Below are 15054 nucleotides of genomic sequence, written 5' to 3'. Positions count from 1 at the left end.
ATAGCCGAAAATATCACTTCACAAAAAACGGAATGCTGACGATAAATAAGAATATACGTGATTTGGTCAGGCGCTGAGTGTTCCCCTGCGTTTCAAGGACGAAATTCGCGGGGAGTCGATCACTTCTTATTTCTCATGGATGAGGTGCATAAATGGAAATTTCAACAATTCTGGGCCTGGTGTTTGGTCTGATCGCAGTAATCTGGGGGATGGTTCTTAAGCATGCTCCGCTTGCAAGCTTAAATAATCCCGCTGCCTATGTAATTATTTTCCTGGGAACCACAGCCTCTATCTTCATGGCCTTCCCTATGTCGGAGATCAAGAACTTCCCTAAGCTGATGAAGATTCTGTTCGTCAAAAGAAAAATGGTCAGCAAGCCTGAACTGATCACCATGTTCATGGACTGGGCATCGATCACCCGCCGTGAGGGTCTGCTGGCGCTGGAATCCAGCGTGGACGAAATCGAAGATGCTTTTCTCCGAAACGGTATGCGGATGATCATTGACGGCAACGATCAGGAATTTGTCCGCGATGTCTTAATGGAAGATATTCACGCTACCGAGGATCGACATAAAGCCGGCGCATTGATCTTCTCTCAAGCAGGGATGTACGCACCTACACTCGGGGTACTAGGTGCGGTGATCGGGCTGATCGCCGCCTTAGGTGATATGAGTAATATGGACGTGTTGGCTCACGCCATTGCCGGCGCATTCATTGCTACGCTCCTGGGGATATTCACCGGTTATGTGATGTGGCATCCCATGTCCAACAAGCTGAAGCGCATCTCCAAGAAGGAGATTGAAGTCCGTCTGATGATGGTGGAGGGCCTCCTGTCGATTCAGTCCGGGGTATCTACGATAGCCATTAACCAGAAGCTGTCGGTCTTCCTGACTCCGTTCGAACGCGCCAAGCTGAGCGAGAAGGAGGGCACTTCGAGTGAGCAAAAAGACTAGGCATGAAGAGCACGAAGAACATGCCGACGAATCCTGGCTGCTGCCTTATTCCGACCTGATGACCCTGCTGGTTGCGCTGTTCCTGGTTATGTATGCAATGAGTGCTACTGATGCAGTGAAATTCCAGCAAATGGCGGAAGCCTTCAATTCGGCGCTCAGCGGCGGGGGCGGCGTTCTGGAATACCGCTCCGATTCTCCTACGGATACCCAGCTCGACCAGGGCAAGAAGGACAAAATGAACAGTGTTATTTCCAAGAATGTCGGAACGGCCGAGCTCTCCAAGCTTCGTGCCAAAGAGCAGGAGGACCTGGAGAAGCTGAAGAAGCAATTCGATCAATATATCAAGAACAACGGCATGACCGACCTGCTCAGCACGAAGCTGAACCAGTCCCAGCTGATGATTACGATCAGTGATAACGCCCTGTTCGCCTCAGGCCAGGCGGTCGTGAAGGATGATGCCCGCCAGCTCGCCAAGTCCATCTCTACGATGCTGCAGCAATTCCCGGATTATCAAGTGCTGGTCCAGGGGCATACAGATAATGTCCCGATTTCCAACAGTATGTACTCCTCGAACTGGGATCTTAGCGTGGACCGAGCTCTTCATTTCATGAAGATTCTGCTGCTGAACCCGAACCTTGACCCGACGAAGTTCAGCCCGACCGGCTCAGGCGAATATCATCCCATCGCCTCCAACGCTACAGCGGCCGGGCGGGCCAAGAACCGCCGAGTGGAAGTTTCGATTCTCCGCAAGTATAAAGATGCGGCAACAGAGACGACCGATGTCTCTAATGTAGCGCCGCCCGCCAAATAGATCAAAGAGCTGCTCTGACAGGCCCCCCGGCCTGCTGGAACAGCTCTTTGATCAATTATGAGGGATCTTAAGCTTATTGCAGCTGGTAATTCAGCATGGCGCCCAGCTCCTGCTTCTCCTGCAGGGTTAACTCCCGCCATTCCCCCGTCTTCAGAGCCCCCAGGCGGATATTCATCACCCGGATGCGCTGCAGCCGCCGCACTTCATATCCGAAGGCACTGCACATCCGGCGGATCTGCCGGTTCTTGCCCTCGGTCAGCACCATGCGGAATACCCGCTCACTGACGCGCGTGACCTCGCAGGGCAGCGTCTTGCTGCCCAGAATCTTCACTCCCGAGGCCATGCCGGTGAGAAAGGATGGTGTAACCGGCCGGTCGACAGTCACCACATATTCCTTCTCATGTCTGCCCTCTGCGCGCAATATTTTGTTCACGATGTCCCCGTCATTGGTCAGCAGAATCAGACCCTCCGAATCCTTATCCAGCCGGCCGATGGGGAAGATGCGCTCCTCGTGGCCGACGAAGTCGACGATATTGCCCTGCACATGCCCTTCCGTAGTGGAGGTGATGCCTACCGGCTTATGGAGCGCGATATAGACGACCCTGTGGCCCTTCTCCAGCGGCTTCCCGTCAATCAGCACCGTATCCCCGGCTTCCGCCTGGCTGCCCAGCGTAGCGGGCTCACCGTTGATGGTCACTCTGCCCCCTTCCACCAGCTTGTCTGCTTCACGGCGTGAACAGTAGCCTGTCTCACTGATGAATTTATTGATTCTCATGGTTGTCTTCACTCCGTTCTATATTCATGCCTTCCGCAGGATTATACGCTCCCGCTTCCGGCAGCTTGATAATAACCTGCGCCCCCCGGCCATATTCGCTGCTGATCTCCAGACTGCCCTTGTGGGCCTGAATAATCCGCTGGCTGACCATCAGCCCCAGCCCGGTGCCCGATTCTTTGTTCGTGAAGAACGGCTCGCCCAGCTTGGGAAGCATGTCTTCGGGAACGCCTCCGCCCTCATCTGTAATGACGATAACGATAGAGTTCTCCTGCTGATGCTGCTCCAGGGTAATCGTTCCCCCGTCCGGCATCGCTTCGATCGCATTCTTAATGACATTGATGAAGACCTGCTTCAGCTGATTCTCCTCACAATGGACCATGGCGGGTTCAGCCGAGAAGTTCGTGGCAAACTCGATGCCGAACAGATGTGCCTGGCTGTCGAGCAGCGAGACTACATCGCCGACAATATGCCGCAGGTCCCTCTGCTGGAAATGAACGGCCTGCGGCTTAGCCAGAATCAGAAACTCGCTGACAATCATATTAATCCGGTCCAGCTCGGAGAGCATCAGGTCAATATGCAGCGGCACCAGTACCTTCTTCTCCTGCTGAAGCTGCAGGAAGCCTCTCAGTGTGGTCAGCGGATTGCGGATCTCATGGGCCACCCCGGCGGCAAGCTGGCCGACTGTTGTAAGCTTCTCAGAGCGCCGGAGCAGCTCCTCAATCCGGTTGCGTTCAGTCATGTCGCGCGAGACATGCACGATGGACTGGGGCTGCCCCTCCTCATCGCGGATCACCGAGCTGCTGACACTGACCTCTACCAGGGAGCCGTCCCGCTTGAGCCTGACGGTCTCCACAGGAGGCAGTGTTGCCCCGTCCTTCAGCAGCTGCAGTCGTGTATCCTCCTGTTGTTGTACCGTTGCCGGCACCAGATACGGCGGCTTGACCAGGGCATCCTCCGCCCCCCAGCCGTAGAGCTCCTCGAAGGCCCTGTTCGTGCTGATAATCCGCCCGTCCATATCCACCGTGTGAATCGCATCCGAGGTTCCGTTGATTACCGACTCCAGATGCTCCTTCACCGCCCGGTTCTCCTCCAGCGTCTGGCCCAGCCGGTTCGTATGCTGCAGCAGATGCGAGGTCATGGCATTGATCCGCTGGGCCAGCTGTCCAAGCTCATCGCGGCTGGCCACATTCAGCGGAGGCTCGAACTTCCCTTTGGCCACATCATTCACCTTAGCCAGTATATCCTTAATCGGGCGTGTCACTACACCGGCCATAATATAACTGGCCAGCAAGAAGATCACCAGCAGCAAGACCGATGTGGTAATGTTATTGAACAATTGCTCTTTAATGACGGAGGAGATTGTAGAATAGTCCATGACCACACTGATAACATAGTCCCCAGCGCCGGGCTGTGAGATGGGAATGAAGCTTTTTAGCACTCTTTTGCCGAGCGCTTCTGTATCCAGGGTTACCGGCTCGCCCTTGTTCAGAGCATCCCGGATGGCGGCCTTATCCTCTGCTATATTGCCGTAAGTGTAGGTTCCATATTGAATCGGTCGGTTGCGCAGCTTCGTATTCTTGGGATCAGTGCCGTCAGGCATCATGGTGGACGAACCGAAGGTCTGCGGATTAATGCCCGTAATCTCCAGAATTCCCGGGTTTACGGCTTTGGATTCCTGAATGATCTCCTCCGGATTCATGATTTTGACATAGTCGCTTACAGCAGTGCTCCGGATATACGGATCTATGATATAGTTGCGCTTGCCGTCATAATAGTAACCCCATTTATCGATAAAATCGGGATTGGACGTCGAATACTCGAACGGGCCGGACCAGAAATTCTCCAACGACTGCCCCTTGTCCACAGAGACGCGCTGGCCTGCAAACAGCTCAAGAAAGGCTACATACCAATACCCCATCCCCTTGGTTGAAAGCCCGATCTCCGCAGGGTCGGATGACTTGGCAACGACAATATCATTATCAGTCTTGACCAGCAGCGAAATGTTAGACACTGCAAGCTTATTCGCCAGATCCTTTAGCTGTCTGTTATCAATATTGTTAATGTCCGGGTCCAGCTCATTAGACGCCAAAATGGCGATCAGCCGGAGGTTCTGGGCAATTTTGTGTTGTACATAGTTGGAGCTGTAGCTGCTCTGTTCTACCGAGACGGCAACCTGCTTCGCAGTAATCTTCATATTGCTTACACTTTCATTACGCAGGTTATTCCGGGCGGCATACAGGTTAAGTGTAAGATTGAGCATCAGGATGAGGAGTACTGAGCCGAATAGAATCGCTGATAACTTCGTTTTGATGGACAAGCGTAATCTTCACCTCTTATCCGCTGGTAAATCCTAGCGGGGCATTCATCATAATCATACCTGTTGCCCCCTCATTTGAAAAGACATTTCCAAAGTACCTAAACAACGGAAAATATTGAATTCTTCCCACAGTTTCTCTACAATAAATAAGGACCATCCACAGGTTGTGCACATATCTACAATTATTAATGCTCTGATGTGTACAATTTTGTGCATAAGTAGCGGTTTATCCACAGAGTTATGCACAATTTGTTAAGCGCGAATATTTGTTCGTTGGACAAGGGGTTATTGAAGAAGGGAAGATGAAATTGAATATACGTCTGGAAGAACTCTCAGCCGAAGAGCGGGCCCTGCATGAACGCTGGATGGCTGAAGCGATCGGGGAAGCCCGCAAGGCTGAGGCCCTGGGCGAGGTGCCGATCGGAGCGGTTGTCGTTCATAATGATACGATCATCGGCCGGGGCTACAATTTGCGCGAGACCACGCTTGATTCCACCGCCCACGCAGAGATGGTCGCCATCCGTGAAGCCAGCACTGTCCTCGGTTCATGGCGTCTGCTCGATTGCCGGCTCTACGTTACGCTGGAGCCCTGCCCGATGTGCGCGGGCGCGATGGTCCAGGCCCGGGTGCCGCTTACAGTGTACGGGACACCTGACCCCAAGGCAGGCTGTGCCGGCACCCTGATGAACCTGCTGGAGGAATCCCGCTTTAATCACCGTACTGAGGTCATCCAGGGTGTCCTGCAGGAAGAATGCGCAGAGCTTCTGACCTCCTTCTTCCGCCGGTTACGGCAACAGAGGCCTGCCCGGCTCTAACCCGAACCTGCACATTTATAATTCCATAAGGAGGATGCTTCTTCATGTCATTTAAGCTGTATAACACCCCTCAGGGAATCTATCTCTCGCTGCTGGAGCTTAAGGATGCTGAGGCGCTGCTTCATCTGCGTCTGAACAACCGCACAGCCCATCAGGAATTTGAACCGCTGCGGGATGAGGATTACTTCACGCTGGAGAGCCAGCATCATCTGATTAATCAGCGCAGACTGGAGACTCAGGTGGACCGGGCGTATATGTTCGGCATCTTTCTGCTGAGCGGTGAGCTGATCGGACAGATTACGATCTCCAATGTAGTCCGGGGAGTGGGACAATTTGCCGACATCGGCTATTTAATCGACCATACCCGGCAGGGCAAGGGATATGCCAGTGCAGCGGTCCATCTCGTCCTGGAGTATGCGTTCCGCTCTCTGGGGCTTCACCGGGTGCAGGCGGCCATCCTTCCCCATAACAACGCCTCCCGCAGAGTACTGGAGAAGAACAGCTTCCAGGCGGAGGGTCTGGCCCGCCGTTTCATTAAGATTAACGGAGAATGGCAGGACCACCGCACTTATGCCATACTCGCAGAGGACTTCCTGACAGAGACAGAGACGGTCTCTGAGTGAAGCCCCGCGGCCCAAAAATCCCGCAGGAGCCATTAGCGCTTCTGCGGGATCTTCAGGTGGGGATTATTTTGTATTAATAAGTAGTGCTCATACCCGAATTGCCGAACTGCTGCTGCAGCTCTTCAAGGGTAATAACGTCATCGCCTTGCGGAATACCAATCTTGAAGGTCTGTTTCTCGTTGATCTTGCTGTACTGGTTGCTTGCATTCATTGATACGGTCACATTCTCTCCCTTGTCAGGGTCGTTTACCTTAATATCCATCAGCATATCCTGATATACCGGAAAGTCATCTTTATTAAGTGCCGTATTCAGATGGAACTGGTTAATCGTCAGATACTTGTTCAGATCAGCCAGGTTCTTGTCGAATTCAGCCCGTGCCTCACTGGACTGAAGCTCTTGCTTGGCTTCTGCCAGCTGAGCAGGCTCAATCTGCAGCAGATCCTTATATTCTTCCTTGCCCAGAATATCAATGATCTTCGGCATAGCATTGTTCACCAGAATGGTGAGCGCCTCTTTGACATTATCGTTGGTCACCTTGAACTGAACGACTTGCTTGGCATCTACACCTTCAGGCAGTCCGGCATCCTTAGGTTTGATATTTTCGAAGTACTTCGCTTGGTCATATTCGCCAAGCAGGGTATTCATCACTTCATTCGACAGCTTCTGCACCTTCTGGGCGTCCATCTGTGAAGGATTGAATTCAGCTCCTTGCTGCTCTGCCAGTTCTTTGAGATCCAATTCAACGAATTTATTCACAATCGTCTCAGGAATCGGAAAGAACGGAATAGACGGCACCTTGATATACATCTTGTCTCCGGTCATGACCATTGGAACCGTGAAGGACATGGCCATATCTCCCTTGAGATTAAGAACGGTAGTAAACTCTGTCTGCATAGGCTCTGCCTGGTAGACGCCATCAATGGTAAGCTCAGCGTTCTTAAGCATACTCATAATCTGACCTGTCGAAGCATCAGCTTCATTGCTGCCTGTATCAATAGTCAGATCATTTATGACAAGCTTCGTTTTCATTTCGTAAGATTTCATTGCCGTGGCCTTGGATGCCGCAGCGGTCAACGCTTCCTTCGGCTCTTCCTTCTTGGCACATCCCGGCAGGATTAATGCTGCGCCAAGCATCAGCGCGGCAGCCGACAACCCCCATTTTTTGTTCATTATTTTTCTCCTCTCCCATATACAAAATTCTTTCCCCTCCTTAATGATAAACCATTTGGCAAATATGAGAAACATTTCTCACTAATTTCATTGTATTTTGGGCTCAGCCTTGAGGATTATTATGATCCACATGATTGGCCTGCTTTACCTTTTTGGAACCGGATAGCGGCTCCGGACCTGAAGAATGATGCTCTTTACGTTTCTCCTGACGGTCCTGCTGTACACCGGGAACCGGCATGCTTTTTGGCTTGCTCATCGGATTAACCTCCTACGGATTGGTTATGCCCTGAAGGGCCTGGGCACATTCATGAATCTGTCTCGTATACTGCTGCGCTAATGCCTGTACAGCCTCCAGATGATCATCGGCAGGTGCGCCGTGCTGCTCGGCATCCAGCAGGTCTACCGCGACCTCCCGGCTGTCCACATACGTGCAGCGGAAATCCAGAGAGTACCCCTGCCGCCCTGCCGCATTGAAATGAATAAGCAGGCTGTTCTGGTTGGCGGCGTCTCCCTGGACACTGAAGCTCTCCCCGTCCTCCATCAGAGCAGGCAGTCTCTCCTGCCACGCAGACACCAGACTCTGCTGATCTACTTGTAATTGTCGGTCCATCTTGATTATCAGCCTCCTTCTCTAATACATTAATACATTGCGGAGAAAGAGGGCTTTTTATTCCCTCTGCCTCCCGCTAAATCGCAAAAAAGCCGCTCTCCTAAGGAGAACGGCTTCTATCGGCAGTATATATTGTTGGAAATGGCGGAGAGGATGGGATTCGAACCCATGTGGGCTTGCACCCTAACGGTTTTCAAGACCGCCCCGTTATGACCGCTTCGGTACCTCTCCAATGCAACCAAATTTCACATGCATTAGGAATTATACCACACGGATCAAATCAGATGCAAGCATAATTATTGGGCGGATTTCGGGCTGATCGACTTCACATTCCGCATGTACGGCTGCAGGCATTCCGGAATCAGCACGCTGCCGTCCTCCTGCTGATAATTCTCCAGAATCGCGGCTACGGTGCGGCCCACAGCCAGTGCAGAACCGTTCAGCGTATGCACGAATTCCGGCTTGGCCTTAGGCTCCTTACGGTAGCGGATGTTGGCCCGGCGGGCCTGGAAATCCTCTGTATTGGAGCAGGAGGAGATCTCACGGTACATTCCGCTCTCCGGCAGCCATACCTCCAGATCATACGTCTTCGCGGAGGTGAAGCCCATATCCGCTGTACACAACAGCAGGACGCGGTAGGGCAGCCCCAGAAGCTGCAGGACGCGCTCCGCATCGGCTGTCATCTTCTCCAGCTCCTCATAGGAGTTCTCCGGGCTGGCCAGCTTCACCAGCTCCACCTTGTTGAACTGATGCTGGCGGATCAGGCCGCGGGTATCGCGTCCCGCAGATCCGGCTTCCGAACGGAAGCAAGAGCTGTAAGCCACATGGTACTTCGGCAGGTCAGCAGCCGTCAGAATCTCTTCCCGGTAGTAGTTGGTCACAGGCACTTCCGCCGTAGGAATCAGATAATACTCTGTGTCCCGCAGCTTGAACAGATCCTCTTCGAACTTCGGCAGCTGTCCTGTTCCGTACAGGCTGTCCTTATTGACGATATAAGGAGGCAGCATCTCCTCATAGTTGTGCTCGCCGCTGTGCAGATCCATCATGAAGTTAATCAGCGCCCGCTCCAGCCGGGCACCCAGACCCTTATAGAAGACAAACCGGGAACCCGCAACCTTGGCGGCCGCCTCAAAATCAATAATATCCAGCTGCTGTGCCAGCTCCCAGTGTGATTTCGGTGTAAAACCGAATTCCTTGGGCTCCGACCAGCGGCGGACTTCCACATTATCTTCCTCGGACTTGCCGACAGGCACCGATTCATGCGGAATGTTCGGAATGCTCATCGTCAGCTCATCAATCTTGGCTTCAAGCCCGCGAACCTCATCATCCAGCTCTTTAATCCGGTCAGATACAGTACGCATCTCTGCGATCAGATCCTCGGCCGGCTCGCCATTCTTCTTCTTCTTGGCTACGTCTGCCGATACAGTATTCCGGCGGTTCTTGAGACCTTCCGTTTCCTGAAGCAGCTCACGGCGGCGCAGGTCAAGCTCCGGGAAGCCGGCAATCAGATCGAGCGATTTCCCTCTTTTATTCAGCGCCTCTTCTACTCTGGCATAATCACTGCGCAATACTTTAACATCTAACACAACGTTTCCCTCCTGAAAACAGCCCAAACTCTTTCATCAGGCCGTCATGGACAGCTATGAAAGAGTCAAAGATGTTCTTATATGCAGTTCTATAGATTGGCCGCAATTCTGTCCTCTACCATATCGGCAAAATATTGATGCAGCCTGTAATCCTCAGTCAGTTCCGGATGAAAGGAGGAGACCAGCAGGCTGCCCTGACGCGCCGTTACAATCTCACCGTTATAGACAGCAAGCACGTCAACGTCCGGGCCCACCTCAGTCAACAGCGGAGCGCGGATGAATACCGCCCTTACCGGCTCCGCAATGCCTTTCACCTCAAGGTCACATTCAAAGCTTTCCCGCTGGCGGCCGAAGGCATTCCGGGCAACGGTAATGTCCATCAGCTCCAGATGGGCGGGTTCTCCGCCTTCGATCTGCTTCGCTAATACAATCATGCCGGCGCATGTGCCAAAGATCGGCTTCCCATGACCGGCAAATTCGCGGATCGCTTCAATAAATCCGTATTTGCGCATTAATTTGCCAATCGTTGTACTCTCGCCGCCGGGAATAATCAGGCCGTCTATTTCATTAAGCTGCTCTGTACGCTTGATGGGCAACGCTTGGGCCCCGGTCTTCCCGATACTGGCCATATGCTCGGTTACAGCGCCCTGCAGCGCCAGCACTCCTATTCTCATCCACAAGCCTTCTCTCTTAGCGGCCGCGTTCCGACATGCGTTCAGCCGGGGTCAGCGAGGCGATATCAATCCCCTTCATCGGGGTACCCAGGTTCTTCGACACTTCAGCAATCAGCTTATAGTCTGTAAAATGGGTCGTTGCTTCTACAATGGCGCGCGCGAATTTCTCGGGGTTGTCCGATTTGAAGATGCCCGAGCCGACAAACACGCCGTCGGCACCAAGATGCATCATCAGCGCGGCATCTGCAGGTGTAGCAACACCCCCGGCAGCGAAATTAACTACCGGCAACTTGCCCAGCTGATGGACCTCCAGCAGCAGCTCATACGGCACTCCCAGCGTCTTTGCTTCATTATATAGCTCATCCGTTGAGAGGCTTGCCACTTTGCGGATCTGGCCGTTGATGTAGCGCATATGGCGTACCGCCTCCACAATGTTGCCTGTTCCCGGCTCACCTTTGGTGCGGATCATCGAAGCTCCTTCGCTAATGCGGCGCAGTGCTTCTCCCAGGTCCTTGGCTCCGCATACAAAAGGTACGGTGAATTCATGCTTGTTAATATGGAATACTTCATCGGCAGGAGTCAGGACTTCGCTCTCATCGAGATAGTCAACGCCCAGAGATTCCAGTACCTTCGCTTCGACATAATGTCCGATACGGGCTTTGGCCATAACAGGGATGCTCACTGCCCGGATAACCTCTTCAACAATGGTAGGATCAGCCATACGTGCAACTCCGCCCGCTGCGCGGATATCGGAAGGAACCCGCTCCAGTGCCATAACCGCTACCGCACCGGCGGCTTCAGCAATTTTTGCCTGCTCCGCATTCATGACGTCCATAATGACGCCACCCTTTTGCATCTCTGCCATACCTCTTTTAACCCGCGATGTTCCTGTCTCCATCTCTCCGCCTCCCGCTAAATCTATCGCAATCTAACTTGTAATTCTACCGTAAGGCCTTCATATACACAACCCATTTGCTGGGATTTCATCGTGTCACCGGCATAACCCGCCGGGTTCATTAGAACAGGTTTTTGATTCCTTTAAACAAGTCTGCGAAAAAACTTCCGATCGCCCGTAGCAGCAGCTTGAACCAGCCTGCCTTCTCCGCTTCCTCAGCAGTGATCAGGTTGACGGTTTTCTCCTGGACCTGAGGCATTCCTTCGATCTGGTAGGAATAGGTGACCTTGCCGATTTTGCTGCCACCGGCAATCGGAGCAACCAGTGTCGCCGGGTCATTCGTCACTACAGTGGTCTTAATCTGCGGCGCAGTGGTCCCCTTCGGTACCATGAACGTAACGCCAGCATCCGTAACAACGGATACTTGCTTCTCCTTGCCCTTCAGTACCGGAACCGTCTCCGTTCCGGCTATTACAGCCTTGGGCGCAACAACCTGCTTAATCTCGAAGTTATTGAAGCCGTAATCCAGCACCTTCTTCGTCTCTGTAAAGCGGTGGGCCTCAGAGTCTGCTCCCATAACTACGCTGATCAGACGCATACCGTCACGCACCGCCGTACCTGTGAAGCAGTTGCCTGCATTAGTCGTGTGCCCTGTCTTGAGCCCGTCCAGACCCGGATAAGCGTAGGCCTTGAAGTTAGGAATATTCTTATTGGCCTCCAGCATCCAGTTGTAATTGATCATCGGCTTGGCATCGCGCTCGCGGAATTTGTAGGATTGGATGGTCGTGAAGTCAGTGAAATCGGGATGATCAGTGACAATGTACTTGGCGAGAATAGCAGCATCCATCGCGGACATTACCGTTTCGCCTTCACCCTCGGGACGGAATTTCTTGGGCATGTCCTTACGGTCAAGCCCGGTGGGATTAATGAAATGGGCGGTCTTCATCCCCATCTTCTTCGCTGTTTCATTCATCATTGTGACGAACTGCTGCTCTGAACCTGCGACCAGTTCGGCCAGGGCAACAGTAGCATCATTAGCAGAGCCTACGGCCATCGCTATGTAGAGTTCCTTCACGGTGTGTTCATCACCCGCAGCCAGGAAAATCCGCGAACCAATCTGCTTGGAAGCATTCTCCTGAATAATGACCTTCTGGTCCCAGGAGATCTGGCCGCTGTTAACCGCTTCCGTCACAAGGTATTCCGTCATCATCTTCGTCATGCTCGCCGGAGGCATAGGCTGGTCGGCATTCAGCGAGAGCAGCACCTCGCCTGTTGTCGGCTCAATCAGCACTGCTGATTTCACATTCAGCCCCAGGGATTCCACACTTGGAATCTTGGCGGCCGCTGATTTGGCCGGAGCTGTAGCTGCCGCTTTGTTCCCGGATGATGTCGCTGCCGGTTTGGAAGCAGCCTCTGCCATCGCAGAAGCCGCCGGAAATGCTAACATATTTAGAAGCAGACCTACTGTCGCTGTCTTAATCACAATTTGCTTACCGCTTAGTTTCCGCTTGTAATTCAATGATTACTACTCTCCTTTTACTCCTCAGATCAGTGCTTGTTCTATTCTAACACAGGGGTATCTGCAAAAAAAGACAGACAGGACGAATTCGTCCTGCCTGTCAGCAAAATATGCGATTCTCGCCGCTTACAGCGAATAGTTCGGAGCTTCCTTGGTAATCTGCACATCATGCGGATGACTCTCGCGAAGTCCCGCTCCGGTAATACGGATAAATGAAGTGTCGTTGCGCAGCTCCTCCAGCGTCTTCGTTCCGCAGTATCCCATGCCCGAGCGCAGTCCGCCGATCAGCTGATGAACCGTATCGGACAACGGCCCCTTGAAGGCTACACGCCCTTCAATACCCTCAGGCACCAGCTTCTTGTCATCATCCTGGAAATAACGGTCCTTGCTGCCCTGCTTCATGGCGCTCATGCTGCCCATCCCGCGGTATACCTTGAACTTGCGTCCCTGGTACAATTCCGATTCTCCCGGGCTCTCTTCCGTTCCGGCGAACAGGCTTCCCATCATAACCGCCGATGCTCCGGCAGCAATCGCCTTGGTAATCTCACCAGAGTACTTAATCCCGCCGTCTGCGATGATCGGTACCCCGTATTCACGGGCAACCGTTGCACAATCATAGATGGCTGTAATCTGCGGTACACCGATACCGGCAATGACGCGGGTTGTACAGATCGAACCCGGCCCGATGCCCACCTTCACAATAGAAGCTCCAGCTTCAATCAGCTCACGTGTAGCTTCACCTGTGGCCACATTACCGGCTACAATTGTAAGATCAGGATACTTGGCACGCAGATTGCGTACAGCTTCAATAATATTGATATGGTGTCCATGCGCGGAATCTACAACCAGCAGATCCACACCTGCGTCAATCAACGCCTGGGCACGCTCTTCCGCATCCTTGGAGATCCCGATCGCTGCGCCGACCAGCAGGCGTCCCTGGGCATCCTTGGCACCGTTCGGGAATTGAATCGCCTTCTCAATGTCCTTAATAGTAATGAGGCCCTTCAGAATATTGTTATCATCGACCAGCGGCAGCTTCTCAATCTTATGCTTCTGGAGCATCACTTCAGCTTCCTGAAGCGTAGTGCCGACCGGAGCCGTCACCAGATTATCGCGTGTCATATATTCGCTGATTGGTGCACTGTAATCATGAATGAAGCGCATATCCCGGTTCGTGATAATGCCAACCAGTTTGTTATTCTCATCTACAACCGGAACGCCGGAGATACGGTATTTGCCCATAAGGCGTTCGGCGTCAGAGACCAGATGATCCGGGGTGAGAGAGAAAGGATTGGTAATTACGCCGCTTTCGGATCGCTTCACTCGGTCCACTTCCCCAGCCTGCTGCTCCACAGTCATGTTCTTATGGATGATGCCAACCCCGCCTTCGCGGGCAATAGCAATGGCCATAGCAGCTTCTGTAACAGTATCCATACCTGCACTGATCAGCGGAATGTTAAGCTTAACACCACTGCTGAGTACAGTTGAAAGATCCACTTCCTTGGGCAGCACCTCGGATTTACGCGGAACCAGCAGCACATCATCAAAAGTCAATCCTTCTTTACCAAACTTATCTTCCCACACCTGGGTCATTCCTCCTCAAAATGTTCTATTCTCTACCCGCCCGCCAACTTATGAATAAAGAAACTCCTGATTCAAGTCCATACCCGATAGACAGCGGTACGAGCCTGGGAGCTCAACATAATAATGTCTTCAGTTAAGGTTTGAGAGGCTTGTCCAAAAATATATTATTGCCATCTTAGCAAAGGCCTTTTGGCCTGTCAAGAACATTACTTCACCTGGGAGAGGATTTCGCCAACCGGCCTCAGGTAAGCGAATTCTTGGACGAAAGTCCGTGTGTGGTGGACATTTTTGTATACTTAATCTTAATGCTACTGGGTAAGGAGCTCACACCTCTGGTTGATCTGGCCGATCCGGCCGAATCCATCTAGGTAAGCCGAGAAAGTAATTGTATTTACGTACCTTATTTTGCTGGTTTCCGCGCATTCGGCTGAAGCAATTGGATTAACAGCATCTATTGGAACTCGTTACGGTTACTTTGGCTGAAATCGAAAGAATTAAGTGCTGTTTTTCCAACTTCTGTCCGGGAATCGCCCACTTCTTCCCCAGCAAGTGTACAGAATCCAACTATTTCCCCTTTGTCCCTTCATTTCCGTTTATCGGGCACGTTCAGCCATCGCCCATCACACTGCCCATACACGCAAAAAGACCACTGCTGAGTGATCAACAGTGGTCTCATGTGCTTGGCGGCGTCCTACTCTCCCAGGACCCTTCGGTCCAAGTA

14 protein-coding genes and 1 tRNA gene are annotated in these 15054 nt (G+C 52.5%); 4 read left to right on the top strand and 11 right to left on the bottom strand.

All coding sequences use genetic code 11. The features are described 5' to 3' along the window. Positions 1-152 precede the first annotated feature (152 nt). On the top strand, positions 153-953 hold the full coding sequence (gene motA, locus K1558_RS31130) for a flagellar motor stator protein MotA (RefSeq protein ID WP_238655851.1): 801 nt from the start codon (positions 153-155) through the stop codon (positions 951-953). Then, a complete protein-coding gene (locus tag K1558_RS31125; protein WP_238655850.1) occupies positions 937-1764 on the top strand; it encodes a flagellar motor protein MotB in 828 nt (275 codons plus the stop codon). The genes motA and K1558_RS31125 overlap by 17 nt, the downstream gene beginning before the upstream one ends. A 73-nt stretch (positions 1765-1837) precedes the next feature. Here the strand turns inward: K1558_RS31125 and K1558_RS31120 are convergent, their stop codons facing one another. Both K1558_RS31120 and K1558_RS31115 read right to left on the bottom strand, forming a co-directional pair. Continuing rightward, positions 1838-2539, bottom strand: coding sequence for a pseudouridine synthase (locus K1558_RS31120; protein ID WP_238655849.1), 702 nt, complete (start codon positions 2537-2539; stop codon positions 1838-1840). Further along, the gene (locus tag K1558_RS31115) at positions 2526-4856 is read right to left on the bottom strand and encodes an ATP-binding protein (RefSeq protein WP_238655848.1); all 2331 of its coding nucleotides are present in this window, start codon (positions 4854-4856) and stop codon (positions 2526-2528) included. The genes K1558_RS31120 and K1558_RS31115 overlap by 14 nt, the downstream gene beginning before the upstream one ends. A 302-nt stretch (positions 4857-5158) precedes the next feature. On the opposite strand from K1558_RS31115, the gene tadA reads away from it, so the two are divergent. After that, the gene (tadA, locus tag K1558_RS31110) at positions 5159-5671 is read left to right on the top strand and encodes a tRNA adenosine(34) deaminase TadA (RefSeq protein WP_238655847.1); all 513 of its coding nucleotides are present in this window, start codon (positions 5159-5161) and stop codon (positions 5669-5671) included. 44 nt (positions 5672-5715) lie between these two features. Next, positions 5716-6294 (top strand): GNAT family N-acetyltransferase, encoded by a 579-nt coding sequence (locus tag K1558_RS31105; protein WP_238655846.1) that lies wholly within the window; start codon positions 5716-5718, stop codon positions 6292-6294. A 73-nt stretch (positions 6295-6367) separates the two neighbouring features. Here K1558_RS31105 and K1558_RS31100 read toward each other — a convergent pair whose 3' ends face one another. The 9 genes from K1558_RS31100 to guaB all read right to left on the bottom strand — a co-directional run bounded on the left by K1558_RS31100 (position 6368) and on the right by guaB (position 14333). Beyond that, the gene (locus K1558_RS31100) at positions 6368-7465 is read right to left on the bottom strand and encodes a hypothetical protein (RefSeq protein ID WP_238655845.1); all 1098 of its coding nucleotides are present in this window, start codon (positions 7463-7465) and stop codon (positions 6368-6370) included. Between the two features lie 103 nt (positions 7466-7568). Then, the gene (locus K1558_RS31095; RefSeq protein ID WP_238655844.1) at positions 7569-7721 is read right to left on the bottom strand and encodes a small acid-soluble spore protein P; all 153 of its coding nucleotides are present in this window, start codon (positions 7719-7721) and stop codon (positions 7569-7571) included. 12 nt (positions 7722-7733) lie between these two features. Beyond that, the gene (locus tag K1558_RS31090; protein ID WP_238655843.1) at positions 7734-8075 is read right to left on the bottom strand and encodes a hypothetical protein; all 342 of its coding nucleotides are present in this window, start codon (positions 8073-8075) and stop codon (positions 7734-7736) included. A 142-nt stretch (positions 8076-8217) separates the two neighbouring features. After that, positions 8218-8306, bottom strand: a tRNA-Ser gene (locus tag K1558_RS31085). A 65-nt stretch (positions 8307-8371) separates the two neighbouring features. Then, complete coding sequence (serS, locus tag K1558_RS31080; RefSeq protein WP_238655842.1) at positions 8372-9661, bottom strand: serine--tRNA ligase; 1290 nt, start codon at positions 9659-9661, stop codon at positions 8372-8374. Between the two features lie 89 nt (positions 9662-9750). Next, a complete protein-coding gene (gene pdxT, locus K1558_RS31075) occupies positions 9751-10335 on the bottom strand; it encodes a pyridoxal 5'-phosphate synthase glutaminase subunit PdxT (protein WP_238655841.1) in 585 nt (194 codons plus the stop codon). A 16-nt stretch (positions 10336-10351) separates the two neighbouring features. Then, positions 10352-11233, bottom strand: coding sequence for a pyridoxal 5'-phosphate synthase lyase subunit PdxS (pdxS, locus tag K1558_RS31070; protein WP_238655840.1), 882 nt, complete (start codon positions 11231-11233; stop codon positions 10352-10354). Between the two features lie 118 nt (positions 11234-11351). After that, the gene (locus tag K1558_RS31065) at positions 11352-12749 is read right to left on the bottom strand and encodes a D-alanyl-D-alanine carboxypeptidase family protein (protein ID WP_238655839.1); all 1398 of its coding nucleotides are present in this window, start codon (positions 12747-12749) and stop codon (positions 11352-11354) included. Between the two features lie 126 nt (positions 12750-12875). Next, positions 12876-14333 (bottom strand): IMP dehydrogenase, encoded by a 1458-nt coding sequence (gene guaB, locus K1558_RS31060; RefSeq protein ID WP_238655838.1) that lies wholly within the window; start codon positions 14331-14333, stop codon positions 12876-12878. Between the last annotated feature and the right edge of the window lie 721 nt (positions 14334-15054).

Origin of the sequence: Paenibacillus piscarius, from assembly GCF_022234545.1 — a bacterium.
Lineage (GTDB): Bacteria > Bacillota > Bacilli > Paenibacillales > Paenibacillaceae > Paenibacillus_AQ > Paenibacillus_AQ piscarius.
This window is presented reverse-complemented; position numbering and strand designations above follow the sequence as displayed.